The organism is Microbulbifer mixtoriginis (SeqCode) (assembly GCF_052466715.1).
The window spans coordinates 399241-422449 of record NZ_CP174288.1; the positions used below are offsets into that span (position 1 = coordinate 399241).

At 50.6% G+C, this 23209-nt stretch carries 23 protein-coding genes and 1 riboswitch; of the genes, 12 read left to right on the plus strand and 11 right to left on the minus strand.

Annotated features, from left to right (window positions below):
- Positions 1 to 227: 227 nt before the first annotated feature.
- A complete protein-coding gene (locus tag ACJJH9_RS01940; protein ID WP_444924117.1) occupies positions 228 to 593 on the plus strand; it encodes a hypothetical protein in 366 nt (121 codons plus the stop codon).
- Between the two features lie 42 nt (positions 594 to 635).
- Entirely contained in the window at positions 636 to 1166 is a 531-nt protein-coding gene (locus ACJJH9_RS01945) for a hypothetical protein (RefSeq protein WP_444924118.1), read from the plus strand.
- A gap of 291 nt (positions 1167 to 1457) precedes the next feature.
- Here the strand turns inward: ACJJH9_RS01945 and ACJJH9_RS01950 are convergent, their stop codons facing one another.
- On the minus strand, positions 1458 to 2069 hold the full coding sequence (locus ACJJH9_RS01950) for a TetR/AcrR family transcriptional regulator (protein WP_444924119.1): 612 nt from the start codon (positions 2067 to 2069) through the stop codon (positions 1458 to 1460).
- Positions 2070 to 2208: 139 nt separating this feature from the next.
- On the opposite strand from ACJJH9_RS01950, the gene ACJJH9_RS01955 reads away from it, so the two are divergent.
- From ACJJH9_RS01955 to ACJJH9_RS01965, 3 genes are all read left to right on the plus strand, one after another.
- Positions 2209 to 3285: an MBL fold metallo-hydrolase gene (locus ACJJH9_RS01955; RefSeq protein ID WP_444924120.1), complete on the plus strand. Its 1077-nt coding sequence runs from the start codon at positions 2209 to 2211 to the stop codon at positions 3283 to 3285.
- 211 nt (positions 3286 to 3496) lie between these two features.
- Positions 3497 to 4291, plus strand: coding sequence for an SDR family NAD(P)-dependent oxidoreductase (locus ACJJH9_RS01960; RefSeq protein ID WP_444924121.1), 795 nt, complete (start codon positions 3497 to 3499; stop codon positions 4289 to 4291).
- Positions 4292 to 4845: 554 nt separating this feature from the next.
- Complete coding sequence (locus ACJJH9_RS01965) at positions 4846 to 5679, plus strand: alpha/beta hydrolase (protein WP_444924122.1); 834 nt, start codon at positions 4846 to 4848, stop codon at positions 5677 to 5679.
- Between the two features lie 178 nt (positions 5680 to 5857).
- Here ACJJH9_RS01965 and ACJJH9_RS01970 read toward each other — a convergent pair whose 3' ends face one another.
- The 7 genes from ACJJH9_RS01970 to ACJJH9_RS02000 all read right to left on the minus strand — a co-directional run bounded on the left by ACJJH9_RS01970 (position 5858) and on the right by ACJJH9_RS02000 (position 11947).
- On the minus strand, positions 5858 to 6769 hold the full coding sequence (locus ACJJH9_RS01970) for a copper resistance protein B (RefSeq protein WP_444924123.1): 912 nt from the start codon (positions 6767 to 6769) through the stop codon (positions 5858 to 5860).
- Between the two features lie 291 nt (positions 6770 to 7060).
- Complete coding sequence (locus tag ACJJH9_RS01975; protein WP_444899769.1) at positions 7061 to 7855, minus strand: copper resistance protein B; 795 nt, start codon at positions 7853 to 7855, stop codon at positions 7061 to 7063.
- On the minus strand, positions 7852 to 9600 hold the full coding sequence (locus tag ACJJH9_RS01980) for a copper resistance system multicopper oxidase (protein WP_444924124.1): 1749 nt from the start codon (positions 9598 to 9600) through the stop codon (positions 7852 to 7854). The genes ACJJH9_RS01975 and ACJJH9_RS01980 overlap by 4 nt, the downstream gene beginning before the upstream one ends.
- Positions 9601 to 9609: 9 nt before the next feature.
- The gene (locus tag ACJJH9_RS01985) at positions 9610 to 10101 is read right to left on the minus strand and encodes a DUF411 domain-containing protein (RefSeq protein WP_444899771.1); all 492 of its coding nucleotides are present in this window, start codon (positions 10099 to 10101) and stop codon (positions 9610 to 9612) included.
- 115 nt (positions 10102 to 10216) lie between these two features.
- Positions 10217 to 10555 carry a hypothetical protein gene (locus tag ACJJH9_RS01990; RefSeq protein WP_444924125.1) on the minus strand — a complete coding sequence of 113 codons (339 nt, stop codon included), beginning with the start codon at positions 10553 to 10555 and terminating at the stop codon, positions 10217 to 10219.
- Positions 10556 to 10734: 179 nt separating this feature from the next.
- On the minus strand, positions 10735 to 11532 hold the full coding sequence (locus ACJJH9_RS01995) for an oxygen-binding di-iron domain-containing protein (RefSeq protein ID WP_444887244.1): 798 nt from the start codon (positions 11530 to 11532) through the stop codon (positions 10735 to 10737).
- Between the two features lie 13 nt (positions 11533 to 11545).
- Positions 11546 to 11947: a pseudoazurin gene (locus ACJJH9_RS02000; protein WP_444910560.1), complete on the minus strand. Its 402-nt coding sequence runs from the start codon at positions 11945 to 11947 to the stop codon at positions 11546 to 11548.
- 306 nt (positions 11948 to 12253) lie between these two features.
- Between ACJJH9_RS02000 and radA the strand changes: the two genes are divergently transcribed.
- Genes radA through ACJJH9_RS02020 form a run of 4 tightly spaced genes read left to right on the plus strand, consistent with a single transcriptional unit; the run spans position 12254 to position 16251 of the window.
- A complete protein-coding gene (gene radA / locus ACJJH9_RS02005) occupies positions 12254 to 13648 on the plus strand; it encodes a DNA repair protein RadA (protein ID WP_444882823.1) in 1395 nt (464 codons plus the stop codon).
- 5 nt (positions 13649 to 13653) lie between these two features.
- Positions 13654 to 14481 carry an ABC transporter substrate-binding protein gene (locus ACJJH9_RS02010; RefSeq protein ID WP_444924126.1) on the plus strand — a complete coding sequence of 276 codons (828 nt, stop codon included), beginning with the start codon at positions 13654 to 13656 and terminating at the stop codon, positions 14479 to 14481.
- Positions 14471 to 15460 (plus strand): FecCD family ABC transporter permease, encoded by a 990-nt coding sequence (locus ACJJH9_RS02015; RefSeq protein ID WP_252083381.1) that lies wholly within the window; start codon positions 14471 to 14473, stop codon positions 15458 to 15460. Before ACJJH9_RS02010 ends, ACJJH9_RS02015 begins: the two co-directional genes overlap by 11 nt.
- A 2-nt stretch (positions 15461 to 15462) precedes the next feature.
- Positions 15463 to 16251 (plus strand): ABC transporter ATP-binding protein, encoded by a 789-nt coding sequence (locus tag ACJJH9_RS02020; RefSeq protein ID WP_444925199.1) that lies wholly within the window; start codon positions 15463 to 15465, stop codon positions 16249 to 16251.
- An 11-nt stretch (positions 16252 to 16262) separates the two neighbouring features.
- Here ACJJH9_RS02020 and ACJJH9_RS02025 read toward each other — a convergent pair whose 3' ends face one another.
- Entirely contained in the window at positions 16263 to 17360 is a 1098-nt protein-coding gene (locus ACJJH9_RS02025) for a YHYH protein (protein ID WP_444924127.1), read from the minus strand.
- A 42-nt stretch (positions 17361 to 17402) separates the two neighbouring features.
- Positions 17403 to 17780, minus strand: coding sequence for a hypothetical protein (locus ACJJH9_RS02030; protein ID WP_444889353.1), 378 nt, complete (start codon positions 17778 to 17780; stop codon positions 17403 to 17405).
- Positions 17781 to 17931: 151 nt separating this feature from the next.
- A riboswitch (cobalamin riboswitch) is annotated at positions 17932 to 18095 on the plus strand.
- A 126-nt stretch (positions 18096 to 18221) separates the two neighbouring features.
- Between ACJJH9_RS02030 and ACJJH9_RS02035 the strand changes: the two genes are divergently transcribed.
- The 3 genes from ACJJH9_RS02035 (at position 18222) to cobO (ending at position 21713) form a co-directional block, all read left to right on the plus strand.
- Positions 18222 to 20081, plus strand: a complete 1860-nt coding sequence (locus tag ACJJH9_RS02035) for a TonB-dependent receptor plug domain-containing protein (RefSeq protein WP_444924128.1) — start codon at positions 18222 to 18224, stop codon at positions 20079 to 20081.
- Positions 20082 to 20205: 124 nt separating this feature from the next.
- On the plus strand, positions 20206 to 21024 hold the full coding sequence (locus ACJJH9_RS02040; RefSeq protein ID WP_444924129.1) for an alpha/beta fold hydrolase: 819 nt from the start codon (positions 20206 to 20208) through the stop codon (positions 21022 to 21024).
- A gap of 74 nt (positions 21025 to 21098) precedes the next feature.
- On the plus strand, positions 21099 to 21713 hold the full coding sequence (gene cobO / locus ACJJH9_RS02045; protein WP_444924130.1) for a cob(I)yrinic acid a,c-diamide adenosyltransferase: 615 nt from the start codon (positions 21099 to 21101) through the stop codon (positions 21711 to 21713).
- 101 nt (positions 21714 to 21814) lie between these two features.
- On the opposite strand, the gene ACJJH9_RS02050 is transcribed toward cobO, so the two are convergent.
- Complete coding sequence (locus ACJJH9_RS02050; protein WP_444924131.1) at positions 21815 to 22882, minus strand: AraC family transcriptional regulator; 1068 nt, start codon at positions 22880 to 22882, stop codon at positions 21815 to 21817.
- Between the last annotated feature and the right edge of the window lie 327 nt (positions 22883 to 23209).

Consider the following 23209-nt stretch of genomic DNA (forward strand, 5'->3'; position numbering starts at 1 on the left):
CCTGCTGATTTTCAGTTTTGGTGTAATAGTATATCTGGCTGAAAAAATTTGTGATTGGTACTTAGGGTAAATTCACAATGAGAAAGTAGATATTTTTCCAATAACAATTGATTACATTTGGGGTTGTTGCTATTGATTTTATATTAAAATTCTGAGCTCGTCAGGGCTGTGTGTTCCCGTACTGTGTTTGATAAGCTAACCTTCATGCTTAATATTGAGAGATGAATATGGATAACAAAGATATATGGATCGTTTCGACAAAGTCACGTCGAATGGATGGGTGCCAGTTAGATGATGATGGGTCTGATTTTTATTTTGTCGAGTGCCTAATTCCCTCAAATAGCTTTGAAGAGGCAAATGGTTCAATTGAACAATTATTGCGAGATAAACAGTTGGAATTGTGTGAGGTATTGAGGTGTGAAATTTATAATGCCGAGTCGTGGGTAGATACAGAGCATTTTAGCCAGATTGAGAGTGCGGCTGAAGCTGCCAGACAAAAAGGTGAGCCTAAGTTTTCTTTATTTATTTCTTCTGAATCTATGAGCTTTAATGAAAGTGAAGAAAGCGATAACGATGAAGTGGAGTGGGACTGACTTTAGCTAGTTAGTAGCAAATTTAATAAGGATGTTGTTGCAATGAATATAGATTCTTTTGCGATGTCTATGGCTGAGGGCAGTCCAAGCTTTAAAATGGATGTCTCTTTGGTATTTGGAAGCCCTAAAAATAGAGAGAAAATCTTACGTACCTGCTTTGATTCGATTGATATATGGTCATTAAAGTATTTTGGATCTATAAATAAATCTCCTTTTGAAAGGAGGTTTGACTCTATAACAAAAAATGCTGCCATTATCGATAATGAGGTGTGGGTATATGGTATAGATTCTACAGTGAGTAGCGATATTGTGGCTGCAGTAAAAATTGCAGCGGAATGGTATCAAACTACTCCTCAAGCATTTATAAGAAATATATATGTTAAAAATCTGAATGCTGAGGGTGAAAGAATCATGTCACCAAATGACTTGGTTCAGGAGAATAAAAAGCTGTATACAGGTGTGAGTAAAGCAATACGTGAGGCCGCACGAATACTTGACTATAGTGGAGGAATAGACTTTTGGGTTATGAGTAACAATGTAAACCCCAAAATACCTAAAAAGGAATTACACTAAGCCCTTAGAGATGGAGGCGCTAAAGCTACAGCAGTTGCAAAACGAAAATTCAAATATATAAGTGGGTCAAATGATGGAGAAGATGCTCAAATGTTAATAACTAATTTGCATTTGGGTAAGTTGCAAGTTTAATCACGGCGTAGGTATGGTTCAAAGGTGATTATATTAGTGGTTTTTATTTTTAGTTAAAAGTTAATAAATAACCCTCAGAAATCTTCTTAGAACAGTAGATTTCTTGCATACAATAATGTGTTGGTAGTTATCAGGACTATCTACCAACACATATAGATATTAAACCTGATAATGACTCAAAAACATCTCCGCAGTACGCTCCGCTAGTGCGGTTTGTTCGGTTGAGCTAGGCGGGCCGGAGAGTTGTAACATCTGTGGCCAAAAACAGCTTCCCTTAATTAAGTTGTGTATCTGCCCGCTGGCGATTTCTGGGTCCAGTGGCTTCAGTCGGCCATCGGCTGCGGCGGCTTTAATCCAGCGTTGTACGCCGGTTTCATGGGCTTTGTATTTTTCCATTTCCTGACGCAGGGCTTCCGGCTGGTGGAAGAAGTAGTCGAAGGCCATACGGTTTAGTTCAATATACTGCGGGTTACAGATAGTTTTAATTTCCAGCGCCAAAAGCGTGTGCAGTTGAGTATAAAGATCGCAATCCGGATTGTAGTCACAGCCTGGGGACTGGGTTGCCTGCTGCCAGAGCTCGCCAATCAAAAACATCACCAACGCTTCCTTGCTGGCAAAGTGGTTATATACCGTGCGCTTGGACACCTGGGCGCGGGCTGCCAGCTCATCCATACTGGTTCCCTGAACGCCCAGTTCCTGAAAGGCCTGTTTAGCGGCATCAATAATGGCCTGGCGCTTAATTTCGCTTCTGGTCGGCTTCTTTTCACTCATGTGACTCTCGGTATCTCTGCTTGCGTCAGGAAAGCTACCTGGCGGGGGAATTAATCTAAGTGATTAATTTTACACTAACTGGTTTACTTTTTCTTCTATCGACAATAAACTGCACTGTATAGTTTACTTGGTGGCATCTATGAAGAAGCGCTGGTGGTTATTACTAGGAGTGATAGGTATGTCCGTTGGTCTATTTAATAGCTGTGCTACACAGCCGCAAAAGTTTCAAAACACGGAGACCGTTTATAAAGCGGGGCTGGGTAAGATGGTGGACATCATTGCAGCCTATGCCCGTGCTGACAGGGTGGCACCGGTACCTAGAGTACCTCTTCCCCTACAGATGATCACAAAGGAAGTACTCACAACTAATGAGGGTCAGCCAACGATCTATCGCCTGGGGCACTCATCCGTTTTGATCCATCTTGATGGGGAGTTTGTGCTTACTGACCCGGTATTCAGCGAGAGGGCTTCACCAGTACAGTGGATGGGGCCGAAACGTTTCCATCCGCTACCTTTGTCTCTACAAGATCTGCCGGCGTTAAAAGCCGTAATAATCAGTCATGATCATTACGATCACCTGGATAAAACCAGCGTGCGCACCCTGGATAAGAAAGTTGAACGCTTTATTGTTCCTACAGGGGTAGGCGATTATTTACGGGGATGGGGAGTCGCTTCAGGCAAGATTATCGAACTGGCCTGGTGGCAGTCCTTTTCAATAGGGAGTCTGCAATTTACGGCCACTCCGGCGCAACATTTTTCCGGGCGCGGCCTAACTGATAGGGATAAAACTTTGTGGGCCAGCTGGGTAATTGCAGGGCGCGAGGCACGAATCTTCTTTAGCGGTGATAGTGGTTATTTCGGTGGCTTTCGGGAAATCGGGGAGCGCTTCGGGCCCTTTGATCTAACCCTGATAGAAACCGGTGCTTACAACGATCTGTGGAGTGAAGTCCATATGCTACCGGAGGAGAGTGTGCAGGCTCATTTGGATTTGCGTGGCCGTGCCATGGTTCCTATCCACAACAGTACCTTTGATCTTGCCCTGCACGATTGGTTTGAACCCCTAGAGCGCGCGTCAATGGCCGCAGAAGCTCATGGGGCAACAGTTCTTACGCCTGTTATCGGTGCTCCGGTGAATGTGCTTACGCCCGCCCCTACACAGGCCTGGTGGAGGAAGTTTATAGCTGAAGTGCAGATCGATCTGGCTACTCAACCATAAATACGGTCATGCCAATTCAGTTGAGTTTCTTTCAAGAGGGAAGTGCAGATGGACAAACAATTTGTATTGATAACCGGAGCTTCGTGGGTTATGGGCAAGGGCTCTGCCTGAGCACTGGCTATAAAGGATTTTGTCTGCACACCTGCCCGATGTCGGGATCGAATGGGCGACCTAAATAAATAGGATTTGAGTTGTATTGGGATAGTAGTAAATGAAATCAAAGACTGTATTAGTTACGGGAGCTTCTTCGGGAATCGGCGAAGCATTTGCGTATGAATGTGCTAAAAGGGGTACAAACCTAATTTTGGTTGCTCGATCTGAAGACTCCTTATCGAATATCGCAACAAAAATTAATGAATTATACCCAGTAGATACAAGCTTTATTCCTATGGATTTAAGCGTGGAAGGATCTGCGCAAAAGCTCTTTGATAAAACTAAAGAGATGGGTATTGAAGTTGACATTCTCATTAATAACGCAGGTTTTGGCAAGTGGGGAAGCTTTGAAAGCTTCACTCTTGAAACCTATAGGGATATGTTACAGCTCAATATTAACACCCTAACAGAGCTTTGTTACTTATATCTACCAGAGATGAGGCTTAAAAAAACAGGCGGTATCATTAATGTTGCCTCTGGAGCAGCCCTGATGCCGGTACCTTATGCTGGCGTCTACTCTGCATCCAAAAGTTACGTACTGAATTTTTCGGAAGCTCTGCACAATGAACTACAAGGAACCGGTGTAACAGTAACCTGCCTTTGCCCCGGTGGAACCAAGACAAACTTTGCTGAGGTGGCGAATAATCAAGTCAAGGTGGATGAGAGTATTTACGAAACTGCTGAGTACGTCGCTCAAATAGGGCTAAAAGCATTCTTCTCCAAAAAAAGTTATGTACTGTCAGGTAAGCAAAAATGGGCACTTGTTTTACTTTCTCGACTATTGAGCCGAGCGCAGCTGCTGCGTCTATCTGGGAAAGTATTTAAGCGTATTGTAAGTAATGAAAAGACATAAAATTTCACTGTTTTACTAGAGCTGGATTATCCACTTGGCCTTGCTGTGGGCCTTATTGATAATCTGGAAGGGTTGTATTCCTGCTGACTCTGGAGAGTCAGAATACTGGGTTGCCGCTGAGTGGTATTTTTACGCTTCAGTTAGTAAAGGTTGCCTAAATTTCCGGGGTTAAAATGGTGATTCAATATTTTCTTGTAGCTAGTAACCGTAGTTTTGGGTATTGGATTTAGGCTATTTGAGAATCGGGTGTGTCGCCATATTCAACGCGTAGGGTAAAGATTAGAGTGGATCCTGGGTAAGTTGTCTCAAAAGATACAATGATGTCTTATTTTACAAAGTTGTAGGATGTTGTGTTGGTTTATCTTTACTTGAAGCTATGAAAGGCTACACTCCGCGAATTTTTTGTTTTTAAATAAATGTGAGTTTTATGCCTATCTATTTACATGGCTATTAATTTTTGTGTCTAAGTTGACATTATGGTTTGCTCTGAATTAAAAACTGGGGTGTCGCTGATTGCATTGGTGATAGTAATTTCATTCAGCTAGGGAAAGTTTATGCGAATATTATTGTCAACGGTTGTTTTTATACTTGTCGTTTCTGTGGGGGCGGTGTCTGCAGGAACTGCCGAGCCAGTCTCTTTTACTCGTGGCGAAATATTGTCTTTTTATTACCAGTCAGACCTCTTGGCGCGTCAGTATCAAATTGATGTTCTATTGCCAAAAGAATACGATCCGGAGAACGATACCGTTAAATATCCAGTTGTTTATATGGTGGATGGTTATCTCGATTTTCCAATGATGGCTCCAAATTTCTTCAAGCAGAGTGTAACAGGAAAGATTCCGGCTTTTATTTTTGTAGGTATTGATTATGTTGATGATAGTTTGGGGAAGTTACGGCGTCTCGATTTGACACCAACTGCTGTAGAGATGGATGGGGAGATTCAGGGGGGTGGTGCGAATCAGTTTCTTGAGTTTATTAACGAAGAGTTAAAGCCCTTTATTAGCAATGCTTTCCCTGCTGATCAACAGGACCAGACCTTTATGGGACATTCTCTGGGGGGATTATTTGCTCTTCATGCTTTGTTTACTCAGCCAGATAGTTTTCACCGTTATATTGTAGCAAGCCCTAGTATCTGGTGGGATGATAAAGTGATTTTTGCCGAGGAACGAATTTATGCAGAAAATAATATAGATATGGAGAAGCATATGTTCATGTTTGTCGGTAAGGAAGAAGGATTTATGGTGAAGGATATGAAGCAATTTGTGCGCAGGTTAGAGTCGCGCAATTATCCTAGCCTTAAATTGTCGAAAAAGGTATTTAAGGGGGAGAATCACCTAACGGTTCCAGTGGTGGGTTACAATATCGGAATTAGGGAAATATTTAAATAAGATTAACGCTTTAGTTGCACGGTTGATCTTTTTTGGCGCCTCTGTGAGTTGTTCTTATTATCCTGTTTGATGTTGGGCAATTAAAGATTTAAGGTTCATAGGATGAAGAGGATAGCTTTTCAGAGGTGCCGCTATTATTAATAGTACCAATGTTAGCTAAGGGGGAATTAGCTTTGGCTTATAACCAAGCTCGAAATCCCAGAACCCACACTGTGTCGTATACTTTTTCTCCCTCTTCGCGTTCAAAATCTGCAGTTCTTCCGATATTGCGATATTGATGTATGCCAATATATGGGGAGAATTTTGGATGAAATTCATAACGTAAACGTATGCCAATTTCTATTTCAGATAGACCAGACCCTCCGTCTGCACTTTTGTCATTTTGCCCAAAAAAATCAAATTCTGCACGGGGTGCTAAACTGAACTTTTCTGAGAGTTTAAATGTATAAACCCCTTCTATGCGAAGGGCCGTGCTGCCGCTTCTACCAAGGAAAAATACAGCGTCCATTTCAAATGAGTAGGGGGTCTCGCCAATAATACCAATTGCAAACCAATTGCGGCTGGTATTCTCCAGGTAAAAATCATGACGAATTCCTGCGAGAATATTCCAATTAGCAGAAACTGCGTGGCTGTAAATGCCCCATAGCTCATTCTCCTCCGTCTCCCCGTTGGAGCGCTCGTAGTCTACTTCTGCGGATAGCTTGCTTTGGTCTGTACCATAGCTGATGTCCCCCTCAATGGTGGCTCCGTTATTACCTTGTAATTCAAATTGATCAAGGCTGAGCTTGGCGATGGGTTTGTCTTCTCCTAGGGTTGCATCATTGTTACTTTCAGATGCGGAGTGATACTGAAGGCCATGATGTAAATCCTCTTGGGATTGTCCTTCGATAGCCAGCATCCCCATTAGTAAGGAAATAGTAATCGCTGGAGTTATTGATACTTTACGTAGAAGAATTTCACTTGCGTATCGCCTGGACTCCCGTTTACCCCATATAGGCTTGGTGCGACCTATGAGGTTCAATGAGGAGAAATCTTGCTGCAGATATGGTGAGTGAATAAAGTGTAGAGCTGAAGTGTTTATGTACGACACTTTTTGCCCTTTCTATACCATTTCTTCTTGATGTAATAATTTCATACATTTAATAGAAGTTGTTTCTGTATTCTGCCGTTTTGCAAAGTTTTGAGTTTGCTTGTTGTAAGGAATATTTGCCAGTATAAGCATATTGCCTTTCTAATTTTTCAAATTTGATAAAATCTCTCTATTAATGAATCCTAAGAAAAAGTGTGAATTACGACTGTAAGCCAAGAAAAATTCTGGTTTCCTGCTGCATTTACTTGGCGGATAGTTTGTTGTGAACAGAATTTTTTATAGAACCGGGAGCTAAAACCAGGCGCGAAAACCAACAACCCACACGGTGCTATACACCTTTTCCCCTTCTTCACGGGCAAAATCTGCGGCATTGCCCACAACTCGTTCATGGTGAACGCCGACATAGGGGGAAAATTTAGGGTGAATTTCGTAGAGTAGGCGCAAGCCTATTTCTATTTGAGACAATCCACTGCCACTGCCAGCGATTTCATCATTTTGGCCAAAGAAATTCAGCTCCAGGCGCGGGATAAGGCTCACTTTTTCTGCGAGCTTTGCATCATATTCCCCTTCCAGGCGAAAAGCTGTACTGCCGTTCCTTCCCAGAAATAGCACTGCATCCATTTCTAATGAGTAAGGGGTTTCTCCAACCAGCCCAATCGCCAGCCAATTGCGGCTGGTAGTTTCCCGCTGTAGGTCGTGTCGGAAGCCGGCGAGGAAATTCCAATCTTTGGAAATGGACCGGCTGTAGACCAGCCATCGCTCATTTTTTTCCGTTTCTCCTCCTCCCCGCTCAAAGTCTACTTCCAGCACTACTTTATTGACGTCATCTCCATAACTGAAATCGCCTTCGATTGCCGCGCCGTTCATACCGCGCCGTTCGAATTGGTCAAGGCTGAGTTTGGCTACCGGCTTGTCCCCCTCCCCGGCCATACCATTGTCCTCTCCAGCGACTGATTCTTCTGAGGGGGCTTGGAAGCTGTGGTGCTGGTCTTCCCGATTTTGCGCTTTAGCTGCTTGAAAACTTAGTTGCAAGCACAGGGTAACAATTATTATCACTGTCGCTTTGGTACAGAGAGTGCGCCTCATACCACGCGCACCTCTCGGAAAATACCGTATGTGCGATAAAGCATTTGGCAGTGTAATGCCCAGCGCCCCCGGGTATCGGCATTTACCAGGTAACTGATCTTGGCACCGGGCTGCACCATCACCGTGTGCTTGCGAGGTAGATACTCTCCGTCACCAGTTTCCAACTCACTCCATAAACCGTGCAGGTGCATGGGCTGGGTGAGTAGGGTGTCGTTCACCAGAGTGATACGTAGACGCTCGCGATAAGCCAATAATATTGGTGTGGCGTTTTTATATTTAACACCGTCAATGGACCATAGGTAACGAGCTGGATTACCGGTGAGATGTAGTTGTAGTTCTCGCTGCGGTTGGCGTTGGTCTAATGAAGGTGTGAGACTGCGAAGATCCCCGTAGGTTAGGATGCGGCGGTTGTAGCGTTGCTGGTGTTCACGGAGTCCAACACCGGGATCATCCATTCCATTTTGGGGAGCTAGCGCGCGCAGGGCTACGCCATGGCCTTTTTCTGTTGGCTGGTGGATGATGGGGCTATGGCTTCCCAGGCCAGCGGGGGCCAGTTTGGCATTGCCTTCTTCTGCAGTGGACTGTCTATCAGCAGCTCTAGCACCACTGGCACGGATGAATCCCATATCGCGCTTATCGAGAATAGGGATTGGATCCATGGGGGGAACTTCGGCAGAAAGACTCTGAGCGGGCGTTAAGGTACCGCGAGCGTAACCGCCGCGATCGATCGCCTGGGCAAAAAGGGTGTAGGCTCTGTCGCCACTGGGCCTAACTACCACATCGTAGGTTTCCCCAGTACCTAGGCGGAATTCATCCACTCTCACCGGCTGAATATTCTGGCCATCAGCAGTCACCACGGTCATATCCAGATCTGGAATGCGTAGGTCGAAGATTGTCATGGCAGAGGCGTTGATAAAACGCAGCCGTACTATCTCACCGGGGGCAAATAGGGCAGTCCAATTGTCTTCCGGAGTTTGTCCATTGATCAGGTAGCTGTAGGTGTAGCCTGTGACATCAGACACATCTCGATCAGACATGCCTGCGAAGTTCCATGGGTGTCGTTCACGCCAGGTTTGCTCTATGCCTTTCGCGCGTACATCTCGCCAGAGATCTGTGGTGGTGCGGTGGCGGCGCCGGTTGTAATAGTGGCCATCTTTCTTCAGGTTTGAATAAATCCGCTGGGGAGATTCATCGCTCCAATCGGAGAGCAACACTACATAATCCCGGTCATAGGTCACCGGGTCTCCCCCAGCTGGATCGATGACGATAGCTCCGTAGAGTCCCTGCTGCCTCTGGAAGCCGGAGTGACTGTGATACCAGTAAGTTCCGCTTTGTGTGACTTTAAAGCGGTATCGAAAATTTTCCCCGGGCCTAATACCGGAGAAATTGAGCCCTGGTACACCATTCATAGGATTGGGCACCCTGATGCCATACCAGTGAATCGAAGTGTTTTTATCTAATTGGTTGAGGACATTGAGAGTGACAGTTTGCCCCTCGTGCCAGTGCAGGATTGGGCCGGGAATAGAACCGTTAACTGAAATTGCGTTGCGGGGTTGTCCGGTCAGGTTGACTGTCCTTTGGTCTACCTGCAGGGAGAAATTCTCGCCAGTTAAAGTCGTGGGAGGGGGGACTCGCGCCCTGGCGGGGGTAGGGGAGCCGGGCAGGCCCAGCAGGGCCATGCCGGCGCTGATTCCGGTTACAAAGGTGCGGCGCGAAACCGAGCCGCACCGCGGAGGTTTTGTCATCGACAGTCCTCAGAACTGTTCTCCGGCCGCGTTGATTTCTGCATAAACCACGCTGCTGCCGTCCTTGTTTAACTGCATTACCTGGTAGGGGGTGAAGCGATCGCCCATCTCCATGCCAGGGCTTCCGAGAGGCATACCGGGCACAGCCAGCCCCAGCGCACCTTTAGGCGGACTTTGCAAAAATTGCTGAATCAGCTTGGCTGGCACATGCCCTTCGAAAACATAGCCTTCCTTGGACACACTGGTGTGGCAAGACTGGTAGCGGGGTTCGATTCCGTGCTGGTTTTTGACGCCGTTGAGGTCATCGACATCCTTTGCCACCACTTCGAAGCCGCTGTTGCGAGCGTGGTCCACCCAAACTTTGCAGCAGCCACAGGTAGCGGATTTATAGGTAGTTAGGTTCTGCGCTTGAGATTCTTTGGGCTCGGTGGGTTCGGCACAAGCACTGAGAGCTAATGTAGTAACAAGCGCGGCAATTGCGGCTAAAAAAGATCGGTACATGGAATTACTCCTGTCATTCATATCAACTGACCCACCACATCGTCAGTGCAGCATAGGTGCAGCTAGTGGCGGGCAAAAAAGATTTATTGGCGAAGTTTATTGCTGGAGCCGAGGCTCAGGTGGCAATAGGAGGCCGCAGGGCGCTTTCCGGGTCGGGGGAAGGTTTAAATACTGTGTAAGCTGTTGCCAGGGAAATTGGCCGCAAAAAATTCGGGATATTGGCGGAGATTACGGCGAGGCTATTACTCAATCCCGGGCAGCAGCCGCATTCGATACCACAGTCACCGCGGTGCTCACTGTGGCAATCATCGGCTTTATCCGCTTCGCAGTGGCCCTGTTCGCTGTTTTCCATGCTCAGCATATCTGCAGGTTCCGCACAGGGCACGGCCGATGCTAGGCCGGCGAAGGCCAACAGCAGTATCAGCAACAAGGTGCGAAGGTAGGCAATATACATAAAGCAGCCTAGGAGAAGTATGCCGGTCAGTGTATGTGTGGGCAGCAGGGGGCGCAAGCACAGCGAGAGATTGGAGGAGGTTAAGGGAAAGCGTCTCGCTCTCCCTTGGTTTTTCATGCCTGTATTGATTCGGAGCCTACAGGGTTATCGCTTGTAAAGACTGTCCTCTAGACAGATCTTTAGGGTTTCCTCAGAGGCAAGCGATAGTCCTGATGTCGCAGCAGATCGGGTCCACATTCCAACCGCTCCAACCAGCTCAGGAAGCCTTCCTTAACTTCTTCAGATGCAAAATAACCGCCGTGTTGAGGCACAATCATGGCTGGGTTCAGTTCTCGCACCATTTTCACCCACAGACGACAGGCCCAGTTGCCTCCCATATAGCGCTGGTGGAAACCTTCCATGGATGGAGTATGCGCATCAAAATCGATGACTTCGCCCTCCTCTCCACCGAGGGAAGCGCCCACGTCACCGGAAAACAGGATGCGGCTAACCGGGTCGTAGAAACTGAAGTTGCCGCAGGAGTGCATAAAGTGTGCGGGCAGGGCCCAGATTTCGCTGTCGGCAAAAGGCAGCACCTCGCCCGTGTCACTGATGGGAATGATACGGTCCTGCCAACGTTCACTACCGGCACGCGAGGCGACAAAGCCGGATACTAGGTGGGGCAGGAAGCGCGACCACAGTTTGGATACCGCTACCTTGCAGCGCGAGTGCAACATCCAGCGTGGCAGTGAGGCAATGATGTCCGGATCCTGGTGCGAGGCCAGGATATATTCCAGGTCACTCAGGTTCAGGTGGCGGCTGAGTTCGATGGTTAGGGGTGTGTAGGTGAGATCACCGCCGGGATCAATCAGCGCACCTTGGGTGCCGCGGCGAATCACAAACTGGTTGGCCTGCACTCCATCGCTGCCATTCTGTTCTTTAACCAGATCGCAGAAACGCGCAACCAGGTGAGGGCCTTGCTCAAATAAAATGTCCACGCCGCGGCCTCTCTTATTTAATTAGGTCAAGGTACTGGCTGAGGCGCTCCTTGTTGACGGCGATACGTTCACTCATTCCTTGAGCGTGTTTCTTGGCATCTTCCAGGTTGCCGGCCTGGCCTACCTGAATTACACCGACCATGCCCAAGGGCAGGTGCGGATCGCACTGGTACAGGTAAACGCCTTCCTTATTCAAGGTCACACTGACTTTCTCGCCCATGCCGCCATTCCAACTGTCGCCATCGGCTGGGGAGAGTACGGAACGGCTGTTGTGTGCCATATCGGTGGGCAGGAAGGTGACAGTATCGCCCACTGCAACGTTTAGGAACGCGGGTTCGAAAGTCATCATGCCGTCCTTGCCCTGGTTCAGCATCTTAACTTCGTGATCTGCTGCCAGGGCGGACGTCGAGGCCATGACGAGTGCGAGAAGCGCACTGCGAAGAGTAATAGACGACATATTTACTTCCTGTTTTGAGTAGTCGGTGATGTTGTAATGACTCTGCCTATAGGAGGAGGCGAGACGCGCCGGATATTAGCCCGGTGAAAATACGAAGAATTGATCTAGATCAATCGCGCAGATCCCAGAGAAAGTGGGAAAAAGTGCCAATACACCACTTGGGTAAAGGAGAGTCATATCTGTCTGTTAAGCGCTGCCCTCTGAAGGGAGATAAGGGGTAAACTGTGCGCCAATTTGACTGGGTGACGCTTTGGGGGAATAACCTTGGCTGCTAAACGCAAAACTGCCTATGTGTGCAATGAATGTGGCGCTGACTATACAAAGTGGGCGGGGCAGTGCAGTGCTTGCGGTGCCTGGAACAGTCTTTCTGAAGTGCGTTTGGGGCCAGAGCACAAAGACAGCCGCGCGGCCAATTTCACCGATGCCCAGAGTGGCTATGCCGGAGCCGCCGGTGCTGGCAAGGTGCAGAAGCTCTCGGAAATCGACCTGAGTGAGCTGCCGCGTATTCCCACTTCCGCCTCGGAACTCGACCGGGTGCTGGGGGGCGGCCTAGTGCCGGGCTCGGTGGTGCTGATCGGCGGTCATCCTGGGGCCGGTAAATCCACGGTATTGCTACAGACTCTGTGCCACCTCGCTACTTCAATGCCGGCGCTGTATATCACCGGTGAAGAATCTCTTCAGCAGGTGGCTATGCGCGCCAAACGCCTGGGCCTGCCCACTGATTCCCTGCAGCTCCTCAGTGAAACTGATGTGGAGCGCATCTGCCTGGCGGCAAAAGAAGTCAATCCACGCGTGATGGTGGTGGACTCCATCCAGGTGATGCATATGAGCGATGTGCAGTCCGCTCCGGGCTCGGTGGCCCAGGTGCGTGAGAGTGCTGCTTACCTGACCCGCTTCGCCAAGCAGACTGGTACTGCGCTGATTTTAGTGGGCCATGTCACCAAAGACGGCAGTTTGGCTGGCCCCAAGGTGCTGGAACATATTATTGACTGCTCCATATTGCTCGAAGGTACTCACGACTCCCGCTTCCGCACCCTGCGTGCCCATAAGAACCGCTTTGGAGCGGTGAATGAGCTGGGGGTGTTTGCCATGACCGAGCAGGGCCTTAAAGAAGTTTCTAATCCCTCCGCTATTTTCCTGCAGCGCGCCGAGGAGATCGCCGCGGGATCGGTGGTGACTTCCGTGTGGGAGGGCACCCGTCCGCTGCTGGTGGAACTGCAGGCACTGGTGGATGACAGCAGCCTCGGTAATCCGCGCCGGGTAGCGGTGGGCCTCGACCAGAACCGCCTGAATATGCTGCTGGCGGTGCTGCACCGCCATGGCGGCGTCTTGGTCGGCGATCAGGATGTGTTTATCAATGTGGTAGGCGGCGTCAAGGTAATGGAAACCAGTGCCGACCTGACTCTTTTGCTGGCAGTTGTTTCCAGCTTTCGCAATCGTGTGTTGCCGCGGGATCTGGTGGTCTTCGGTGAGGTGGGACTTTCCGGTGAGATCCGCCCCGTGCCCTCGGGCCAGGAGCGCCTGCGCGAAGCCGCTAAGCACGGTTTTCGCAAAGCGATAGTGCCCGCCGCCAATCGCCTGAAAAACGATATCGAGGGTATGGAAATGCATTCGGTAAAAACCCTGGCGGAAGCCCTTGCCGTGATCGACATGAGCTGAGTCGGATGAGTACCCGCACGTCCAGGCGTCATCTTCTCTGCTGGCAACTATTACTCGGTGCAGTGTTCATTCTGGCCGCCAAAGCTCAGGCCTATGAGCGCATTGCTTCGTTGAACCTGTGTCTGGACCAAGTACTGCTGAACTGGGCACAACCTGCGGATATTGCCTCTCTGACCTGGCTGTCCGCCGCCGAACAGTATCGCTCCCTGCCGATTCCCGAACACGTTCAGCTCAATCGCGCCCGCGCCGAGGAGCTGCTGCCATTAAAGCCAGATCTGGTGCTCGCCGGGCAGTACGGTGCCCAGCGTGCGGCTGAGCGGCTGCAGGCACTGGGTATGAATGTGGTGACCATCCCCGATGCCTACAGTCTGGAGCAGTTGCAACAACAACTCGGTGCTTTGCAAGCCGTACTGGGCCCGCTTCCTCCGCTGCAAGAGCAGAAACGCGCGTTGGCACAACTACTCGATCAGCCCGCTTCTAAACAGCGCGCCAGTGCGGTGATTCTCTCTGCCAATAACATCACTTACGGCAGCGGCATGCTAGAGCACCAGTTGCTGCAGCGCGCCGGTTTTGACAATCTCGCCACTACTCAGGGACTGGCACGGATCAGCCTGGAAGAGGTGATTGCCCTGCAACCGGATTTGTTGGTGTTCTATGGCAGCGAGCAGCATTTCGCACTGGCTTACCTGGCCGCGCGCCACCCGGTACTTCAGCGCTATATCGATAGCGGCCGCACCTATACCCTGCCGAAGCAGCTGAGCCTGTGCCCGGTACTGGCAGTGGTGGATACACTGCAACAGCTGATGGATAAGAGGGAAGCGCTTGTACAATAAAAACGCGGTTTTGTTATTACTGGCGGCCCTGCCGCTGGCCCTGCTCGGGGCACTGGGCAGTGGCCCGGTTTCGGTGGACCTTTCCAATGCGCTGGCTGAGGGCTGGAGTGGCCAGAGCAGCGATGCGGTGATTCTGTGGCAATTGCGACTGCCCCGTGCCCTGTTGGCAATACTGGTGGGCGCTGCCTTGGGGATGGGCGGCGCCGCCATGCAGGGGATGTTGCGTAACCCTCTGGCGGAGCCGGCGCTGCTCGGTGTTTCCAGCGGTGCGGCTTTGGCGGCGGTACTGTTTCTCTATTACGGCGCTGCCTGGAAATCCGGTTGGTTGTTGCAGGCTCTAGCTATTGGTGGTGCCTTTAGCGCGGCGGCGGCGGTGTGGCTGTTGGCGGGGCGCGGCGCCAGTGCCGGACGGCTGGTGTTGGCGGGGGTGGCCATTAACGCTTTCCTATCGGCACTGATTGCACTGGCGCTTAACTATGCGCCGAGCATGTTCGCTATGCAGGAGGTGGTGTTCTGGTTGATGGGCTCGCTGGCCAATCGCGGCTGGGACCAACTGTTTTTGGCATTGCCCTTTTTGGCCGTGGGGGTGCTGTGCCTGTTTTTCACACGCAATTATTTGCGCGCGCTGGCCTTGGGTGAAGACAGTGCGGCTTCCTTGGGTTTCCAGAGCCGCGCCTATCCCTTTCTTATTTTGCTGGGCATCGCCAGTGCCGTGGGTGGTGCCGTGGCAGTAGCTGGCACCATCGGTTTTGTCGGATTGGTGGTGCCGCACCTGGTGCGCCCTCTGGTGCGCCAGGACCCCGCCCGTTTACTGTGGATCAGCGCTTTAGCTGGAGCGCTGCTGTTGCTGCTGGCAGACATTCTGGTGATTAATTTTGTCGGCGCGCAGGAGCTGCGCATTGGCGCGGTCACCGCTTTTATCGGTGCACCTTTTTTCTTCTGGCTGATTTTGACGGCGCGCAGGGGGCAGTGGTTGTGAATATGGCTAGTGAGAAAACTATTGAGGCCGCCTGCGTTGCGCTGGAATTACAGCGAGGGCGCAAGAGTGTCCTGCGGGGAATCCATTGTGCTTTTAAGCCCTTCGAGTTGACCGCCGTGGTGGGCCCCAACGGCGCCGGCAAAAGCAGCCTGTTGCAGTGTTTATCGGGCGTCTTGTCCCCCGATGCGGGTCATGTTGAGCTGAATGGTCTCGATGCGGGGCAATTGCCGGCATCCCAGCGCGCGAGGCTGGGGGCTTTCCTACCGCAGTCGGAAACTCCGGCCTGGTCTCTCAGTGCGGCGGATATGGTGGCCTTGGGTTTACTGCCCTGGGGGCGCCTGCCAGATCGCGAGCAGAGAATTCAACAGGCGTTGTTATTGGTCGATGCGCAGGAATTTGCCCAGCGCCCGGTCACTCAATTATCCGGTGGCGAGCTGCGCCGCGTGCAATTGGCCCGCCTGTTAGTGGGGCGGGCACCGCTACTGATCGCCGATGAGCCCACTGCGGCGTTGGATATCCGTCACCAACTTCAGCTGATGCAGAACTTCCGCAGCCTGGCCGACAGTGGCAAAACCGTGGTGTTGGCACTGCACGACCTCAGCCTGGCGGCGCGCTTTTGCGATCGGATTCTCTTGATGCTGGATGGAGAATTGTTAGCGCAGGGAACACCGCAACAGGTACTGACTCCGACTTTGATTGGCGAAGCCTACGGGGTGAGTTGTGAATTCCGTTGGCGCGACGGTATCGCAGACTTTGTACCACTGGATTTGCTGCGAAAATCCAGTGGCTAGAAATTCCTGTCTCAGCCAAATCGCCTGCGCGGGGGCTGTGGCCGCCCCATTGCGGGTCCGCGACGGAAGTCCTCGGAGGGTGTTCCTTTGTAGCAGCGCGGAATTATTGGCCACTCCTCAGTAAGGAAATAGGCATAAATACCCTGAGGAAAATCAGGGGTGCGCACAAAGCGGCCATTGCACTCATCGAGGGAGCCCGCCCCTTCAACATATTCGTAGTCCGCCACAAAGGTGCCGTCGTAATAGCCGCCAGGTTGCTTGTTGCTTGTTGGCCGATGTCCAGATTTCACCCGATAGCTGGAGTGCATTTTTACTACATCAGTCTCCTCATTCATGTCATCGCCATAACCATATAGTGCGTAAATGGGAAAACCATCTGCGGCCCAACCAATCAGTGGTGAATGCTGCTGCGGGGTAACTTGTAGTCTTGCCAATAGTCCGGTGGGCAGACCGTGATAATGGTAGGCCCCGTTGGGCTGGACATGGGCGTAGTTGTCGTCAACGCCGAGGGGAACTGCACCGGAGAGCGCCTCATAGCGCCAGAGGCCGCGATTACCCAGGTACCACTCTGCGGCGCTGGGATCAAAGGGCACGCCGTTAATGCCAATACCAAAATTTTGCAGGCTTACTGGTGTGGATTTTTTTGCCAACTTGGGGGCTGCGGGTACTCGGTATTTGTAGCGTTGGGTTTCGATTTTGTGGGGATTGCCGGAGTTTGGGAAGGCACCGGTTTTATGCGTGGAGATACCGTTGGCTTCAATCACCCGCCAGGACCCCTCGATTGTGACTTTAACGCGGCTGGTGGTGATTGGGCTGTGGTCGGCGGGAACCCTGTATTGTAATCCCTCCGACTGCACCACCCGATGCCTGCGCGCCGGTGGTCTGCCGTTAGCGCGCTCTTGAGAAGGGATTCTGGCAATAGCCAATGTGCCCGTCACACAGACCGGAGCCTGATCTTCAGATAAGCGCAAGCATTGGCCGCTACTGTGACCGATGCTACAACTTGAGCCGGAGGTTAACCCTTGGCAGGCTTCCACGGTTGTTTCCGGCAGGTGTCCCAGAGCTGCCGGGGTGACACAGGTGAGGCCCACTAATAGCCACTTTTTCATACTGCATTCTCGAACTGCGAGGCCCGCAAGGGCCCCAATGATTTACTCGTTATTTTCTTTTCGATCTTTGCCCGGTCTGCGGCCTTCCATTTTTGTGGGAACACACACCAGTTGCTCTTCTCTAGGGGGCATGCGGCAAGTGCCTTCCAGGGTACCGTGCGGCGTTTCCACTTTGCAGGCATCACCCTTCGACATGGCCTTGCAGGCATCAAAGGCTTCCTGAGGAGGTTTGCGTGGCTGTGCGTTTGCAGAGGAAATCATGGCCATTAGGGCGACAGATAATAAAACCTTGTACATGGTGCTCTCCATTGAAGGCAGCTGGACAGCGCCTGCACTGAAGAGCAGGCGCGGGCGATTAGCGGCGGCCAGTATCCCCCCTTCCTGGGAGGTGTTTTTTAACCAGCCGCTGATAGCCAACATAGTTCAGGAATGCGCAAGGAATGTGGATTTTTGGTAAAGAAGTGTGCAAGCGAGTAAGGGCTGAGTGGTGTTTGAAAAACAGATTTTTATTGAAAATTACCCCGTGGATTTAACGTCTCACTTTCGCTGGGGAAGCGCCAGCCACGCTGTTATACTTGCCGCCGCTTTGGGTGCCCAGCAGTGTATTTACACTTGGTTGGGGTAAACGGGAAGTCCGGTGATGTGTACACAGAGTCCGGCGCTGCCCCCGCAACGGTAAATCATTTTTCTTTGAAAAATGACAAGCCCGATACCGGCCCTCGGCACTAAGCCGGAGTTTTTATATCCGGCCTCGAGGATAAAGCGGAGGGCTTTGTCTGGTCAGTGTGCCCGCCTGGGTTGCACACCGATTGTACTCACCCTCCCTCAATCCGTTTTTCTGTTCGAGATTGGGGAACCACAATGAAAAAAACTTTAATAGCCGCTGCCGTCTTTGCCGCGGTGCAACCGCTATTGTCTGCGGCTGCGGACCTGGAAGAAATCACCGTGACTGCCAGCCGTCTGGATCTGCCCAAGAGCCAGCTGGGTGTCTCTGTTTCAATTCTTAATGCTGCCGATATTGAGCGACTGGGTTATACCAGCCTGCTGGATGTGATGCGCACTTTGCCAGGTGTCGCTGTCAGCAATAGCGGCGGAGCGGGTAAGGTCAGTTCCTTGTTTATCCGTGGGGAAAGTAATTTCCGCACCCTGGTGTTACTGGATGGGGTGAATATTGCCGATCCCACCACACCGCAGGTGGGTGCCCAGTTACAACACCTGCAGGCTGCGGATATTGAGCGTATTGAAATGCTGCGCGGCCCTCAGGGTATGCTCTATGGTGCAGGTGCCGGTGGCGTGATCAATATTATCACCAAGAAGTCTACCGGAGAGGTGCGCGCAACGGCTGGGGTAGAGGCTGGCCGCTACGGCACCGAGCGTACAAGTGCCAGTCTCGGTGGCAGTGCTGGCTCCTGGCATTACGATCTGAATGTCTCCGATTTTTCCAGCGATGGTTTTAATGCGAGAGAAATGGATACATCGGGAGAAGAGGATGGCTATGAAAACTTTACAGCAAGTGCGCGCCTCGGCTATGAGGTGAATGACACCCTTTCCCTGGAGGGACAATATCGAAAAACCGATGCCGAAACAGAGTTTGATGGCTGCTATTCATTGGCACCCAACGATTGCCTGAGCCGCTATGATCAGGAGCTGTTTAGTCTCAGTGGTAATTATCAAATAGATTCTTGGAATCACCAGCTGAGTCTGTCGCAGCAGGAGATTGATCGGGTTGAGGGCATCAGTCCCGGCGCAATGGTGTTCACTACGAAAGGTGAAATTCGAGAAGCCAATTATATCGGTAGTAAAGTACTCGCTTCAGGCAAGTTACTCTGGGGTGGGGAATACGAACAAACGGACTTCTTCACTCGATTCGGCAGTTTTACCCCTTCCAAAGAAGTATTAGAAAGCACTGGTGTTTTTACCGAGTGGCACAGTGATTTTGCCGAAACAGTTTTCTACACCCTGGGTTACCGTCGTGATAGTCTGGAAACTGAGGACCACAACAGCTGGCGAGCATCCGCAGCTATCCCAATTGCTATTGGCGAAGAGCAGCAAGTGAAGTATCGCGCAAGCTTGGGAACTGGCTATCGCGCGCCCAGCCCCAATGAAATCAGTTTAAATAATTCTACCGGTGTGGCATTAGTGGGTCCGGAGACCAGTCGTGGTTATGAGTTGGGATTGGAATATCAGTGGGCGCAGCTATTACAGGCGGAGCTGACCTATTTCGATCAGGAAATCACTGATGCGATCATTTATGACGACTCTCTAGGCTTTATGGGCGCCTACAGGCAGGATGATGGCGAGAGCCAGTCGGAAGGCATTGAACTATCCCTGAATGGCAGCTTGAATAACGGTTTAGATTGGCATGCTAGCGGTACTTGGCTCGACACAGAGAATAGCACTGGTGCTGTGCGTGAGGGCGTTCCCCAGCGGGTTTATAACTTTGGCCTCAGCCAGCAATGGTTGGAGGATAAGCTGACGTTAAGCGCTAATTGGCAACGGGTAGAAGATCGTATTAATCGCATAAAGGAGAGCAATGGCTCCATTAGGGAAATTGCGTTGGAAAATTACTCCAAATTAGACCTGAATGCAGTGTATCGTCTCACGCCTAATATGCGGGTCAATCTACGCGGTGAAAATGTGTTGGACCGGAACTATCGCGAAGTTGCGGGTTATTACACAGCAGGCGCAGCAGTTTATGCCGGTATAGAATTTAGCCTATAAAAATGTTTGAAGAGATAGCCCCTTGGGCTATCTCTCTGTTCATTCTCTTCTAACGATTCAATCCCGGTGTTTCTCCTCCCGGCGGCTACTATTGCAGCGTCTGGTTTTTTCCGGGAGCTATTTTGTGGCGGTATTTAGTAATGATGGCGTGGAATTGCATTTTGAAGTTCGCGGAAGGGGCCCGCGCTTGGTGTTTCACCCTGGTACCCTCAGTGATCTCAGGGTAGCCCCGACTATTTTCGACTCCCCGTTGGCGAATCGGTTTGAAATCTTAACCTTTGACCCCCGTGGCATCGGTCAGTCTAATTCATCCATCGATTCTCCCAATATGGCCGATTACGCCCTAGACCTTAAACGACTGATGGATCATCTCGATTGGCGGGATGCGTATCTACTGGGAGAATCATTTGGTGGCATGGTCGCTCAGGAATTTGCATTGCAATATCCCCAGTTGGTGCGAAAACTGGTTTTATTGGTAACCAGCTCCGGAGGCCGCGGAGGCGCTTCATTCCCGTTTCATCAGTACGATATTGAGGCCATGAGCCTCGAGGAAAAAGTGAATCTATGGGTGACCGCGGGCGATAGCCGCCTGCAAAGTGCCGATGGTATACATTCAGAATCAGCACTCTGTGCTTTTTTAAGTAAATATTATCGCCAGGTCTGCGAACTGGCGGCAAGCAAGCCTGACGGAGCCCAGTGCCGTATGCGACAGCTTCAGGCGAGAAAAGGCCACGATACTTTTGCTCGCCTACCGACTCTAGAGGTAGAAACACTGATCTGTGCCGGGCGCTACGATAGTGTCGCCCCTTTTGAAAATCAGCGGGCTTTATTTCGGCAGATTCCCAATTCGCGCTTGGGCATTTTTTCCGGTGGCCACAATGTTCTCTGGCAGGATGATCTGATTTGGGATTTTATTTCTGCATTTTTAGCAATGACAGAGTGAGAAGCCTCTGAATAACTACGCACACTAGAGTGCAATCTGCACGCTCCCTTTACTTTAAATGTTTGATGGTATTTATGAGTTCAGAATCACAGGATAAAAAGAGTCGACATAAGTCACGTATGCAGAACCGTAAAAAAATTGTGGATGAGGCGGTTTCTAAAGCGCTGGAGGAACGCGGCATAGTGATTCTCTATACCGGCGATGGCAAGGGTAAAACCACTGCGGCGATGGGCACAGTCACCCGTGCCCTGGGCTTCGGTTACCCCACCGTGGTGACTCAATTTATTAAAGGCACCTGGGAGTGTGGAGAAAAGAATCTTCTAATGGGCGCCGCCCACCCGCTACAGTGGCATCAAATGGGCACTGATTTCACCTGGGAAACCCAGGATTTTGAGGCCGATAAAGCTGCGGCAATGGCACTTTGGGAGAAGGCGCGGGAGGCGTTGCGGGATGAGCGAGTTTATCTGGTGGTTTTGGATGAGATCACCTACGCACTGAATTACCGCTGGTTGGACAAAGAAGAAGTCGTACAGGCGATACAGCAGCGGCCGCGGGAGCAGACGGTTGTCATAACCGGGCGTGGGGCCAAGCAGTACCTCAAGGATGTAGCCGATACTGTGAGCGAAATGTGTGCGGAAAAACACGCATTTAATGCCGGTATTGCCGCTCGCAGAGGCATAGAGTGGTGATTGTGAAGTCGTGCAATGAGTAGAAGCTTTGAATAGAGGAGCTAAATAGAGACTTTAGCTGAAGCAGGGTTTACGCAGCCAAAGCCTCTTGTCAGCAGTGCTTATTCGACTTCAGCCAACTCTTGTGCGGCTTCGCGGGCTACTATCTGTGCCATCAGCTGGCGTCTGACTCGCATTGGGGTGGTGGCAAACCAGCGATAACAGGCGCGGTTGAAAGAGCTCTGTTCGCGATAGCCCAGCATATCCGAAATCTGCGACATGGGGGGTTGTTTACCGCTTAAATAATACTCGGCACGCTCCCGGCGAATGCGATCCAAAAGATCCTCAAATACCAATTCCCGGTCCCTCAGCCTGCGCTGTAGGGTACGCTTGTGCATACCCAGCTGATTGGCTACTTCTTGTAGGCTGCACCTTTTTAAGGGCATCAGGCAATAAATCAGCTGCTGCACCTGTTCCACCAAACTGGCTTCCCCCTTTTGCAGAAGCTCTTCGATATAGGTTTTCAATAGTGGACGCAGGCTGGGATTGCATTTCTCTGTAGGTTGCAGCAGGGAGCTGCTATTCAGGATAAGTGCATCAGTTTCCTTGCCGAAGTGTACGGGAACCCCAAAGAAGTTTTCGTAATGGTCATGTACGGGGCGCTCGGTTTTTAGGTGAACACTTTCCAGCTGAAAATTACTCCCACAAAGGTGTTGTAGAGCTACCAATGAAACACCGAGTAGAAACTCGCGGGATTGTTGCTGGGGGAGAGGAGCGTCCCCGGCAAGCTGAGCTTCCAGGTCATCGATACACAGAAAACTTAGATGCGTGTGTTTCCCCTTTTTTGTCAGTTCAACTCGCAGATTATAGGGAGAATTGCCTAGCTGTTTTATCGCTGTGTTAAGGAATTCACCCAAAGTAAGGGACTGTAGTACAGCAGCCCCAAGAGAACCCAGTGCGGCAGCCCCCTGACTGTAGGCAAGATGCAGTCCAAAGTCGGCGCAGTTCAACTGGCTAGCGGTCTTGTTCAGCAGCTCAGCCACTTGATCTAGTGCCAGATACCCATCAAGGCTCTCAACCTGGTGGGGGTTAATACGGGAACTGATCAGCAGAGCTTCAGGGCTACCTTTTAATTGGCTCACCAACTCGTAAAAGCCTGTTAACAGGGTCGTTCTTATTTGTTGAGTCAATTTTTATAAATCCTGTGAATCCCCTGGAAAAAATTACTTTTATACATTTCCCAGGTGGAGAAGGGTTAATCCAGCGGAATAGATCGGATCTGGGCGGACGCCAAAGATAAAAAAGAGCCATATGGCTCAAACTGTTTATCTAGTGAAGGCTTCTTTACGACTGGTTTAAAGGACAGTCTCTCTGGCCAGGGCCTGCTCTGTGTCGACGTCCTGTAATGTCGGTAATGGAGGGCAATAGCAATCTTTACCCTTCAAAAGGGCAAGGTAGGGCACAACCACGGTGCTCGTCCTGAGCGGAAAAATGAATGATAGTTAGATCAGGGCAGG

Coding starts and splice junctions, on each gene's coding strand:
- ACJJH9_RS01975 (WP_444899769.1), bottom strand. CDS start 7,855: ATGAGGCGCACTCTCTGTACCAAAGCGACAGTGATAATAATTGTTACC.
- ACJJH9_RS01980 (WP_444924124.1), bottom strand. CDS start 9,600: ATGACAAAACCTCCGCGGTGCGGCTCGGTTTCGCGCCGCACCTTTGTA.
- ACJJH9_RS02020 (WP_444925199.1), top strand. CDS start 15,463: ATGGCTAGTGAGAAAACTATTGAGGCCGCCTGCGTTGCGCTGGAATTA.
- ACJJH9_RS01965 (WP_444924122.1), top strand. CDS start 4,846: ATGCGAATATTATTGTCAACGGTTGTTTTTATACTTGTCGTTTCTGTG.
- ACJJH9_RS01985 (WP_444899771.1), bottom strand. CDS start 10,101: ATGTACCGATCTTTTTTAGCCGCAATTGCCGCGCTTGTTACTACATTA.
- ACJJH9_RS02030 (WP_444889353.1), bottom strand. CDS start 17,780: ATGTTGGCTATCAGCGGCTGGTTAAAAAACACCTCCCAGGAAGGGGGG.
- ACJJH9_RS02025 (WP_444924127.1), bottom strand. CDS start 17,360: ATGAAAAAGTGGCTATTAGTGGGCCTCACCTGTGTCACCCCGGCAGCT.
- ACJJH9_RS01955 (WP_444924120.1), top strand. CDS start 2,209: ATGAAGAAGCGCTGGTGGTTATTACTAGGAGTGATAGGTATGTCCGTT.
- ACJJH9_RS01950 (WP_444924119.1), bottom strand. CDS start 2,069: ATGAGTGAAAAGAAGCCGACCAGAAGCGAAATTAAGCGCCAGGCCATT.
- ACJJH9_RS02035 (WP_444924128.1), top strand. CDS start 18,222: ATGAAAAAAACTTTAATAGCCGCTGCCGTCTTTGCCGCGGTGCAACCG.
- ACJJH9_RS01945 (WP_444924118.1), top strand. CDS start 636: ATGAATATAGATTCTTTTGCGATGTCTATGGCTGAGGGCAGTCCAAGC.
- cobO (WP_444924130.1), top strand. CDS start 21,099: ATGAGTTCAGAATCACAGGATAAAAAGAGTCGACATAAGTCACGTATG.
- ACJJH9_RS02010 (WP_444924126.1), top strand. CDS start 13,654: ATGAGTACCCGCACGTCCAGGCGTCATCTTCTCTGCTGGCAACTATTA.
- ACJJH9_RS01960 (WP_444924121.1), top strand. CDS start 3,497: ATGAAATCAAAGACTGTATTAGTTACGGGAGCTTCTTCGGGAATCGGC.
- ACJJH9_RS02000 (WP_444910560.1), bottom strand. CDS start 11,947: ATGGCCTCGACGTCCGCCCTGGCAGCAGATCACGAAGTTAAGATGCTG.
- ACJJH9_RS01940 (WP_444924117.1), top strand. CDS start 228: ATGGATAACAAAGATATATGGATCGTTTCGACAAAGTCACGTCGAATG.
- ACJJH9_RS01990 (WP_444924125.1), bottom strand. CDS start 10,555: ATGTATATTGCCTACCTTCGCACCTTGTTGCTGATACTGCTGTTGGCC.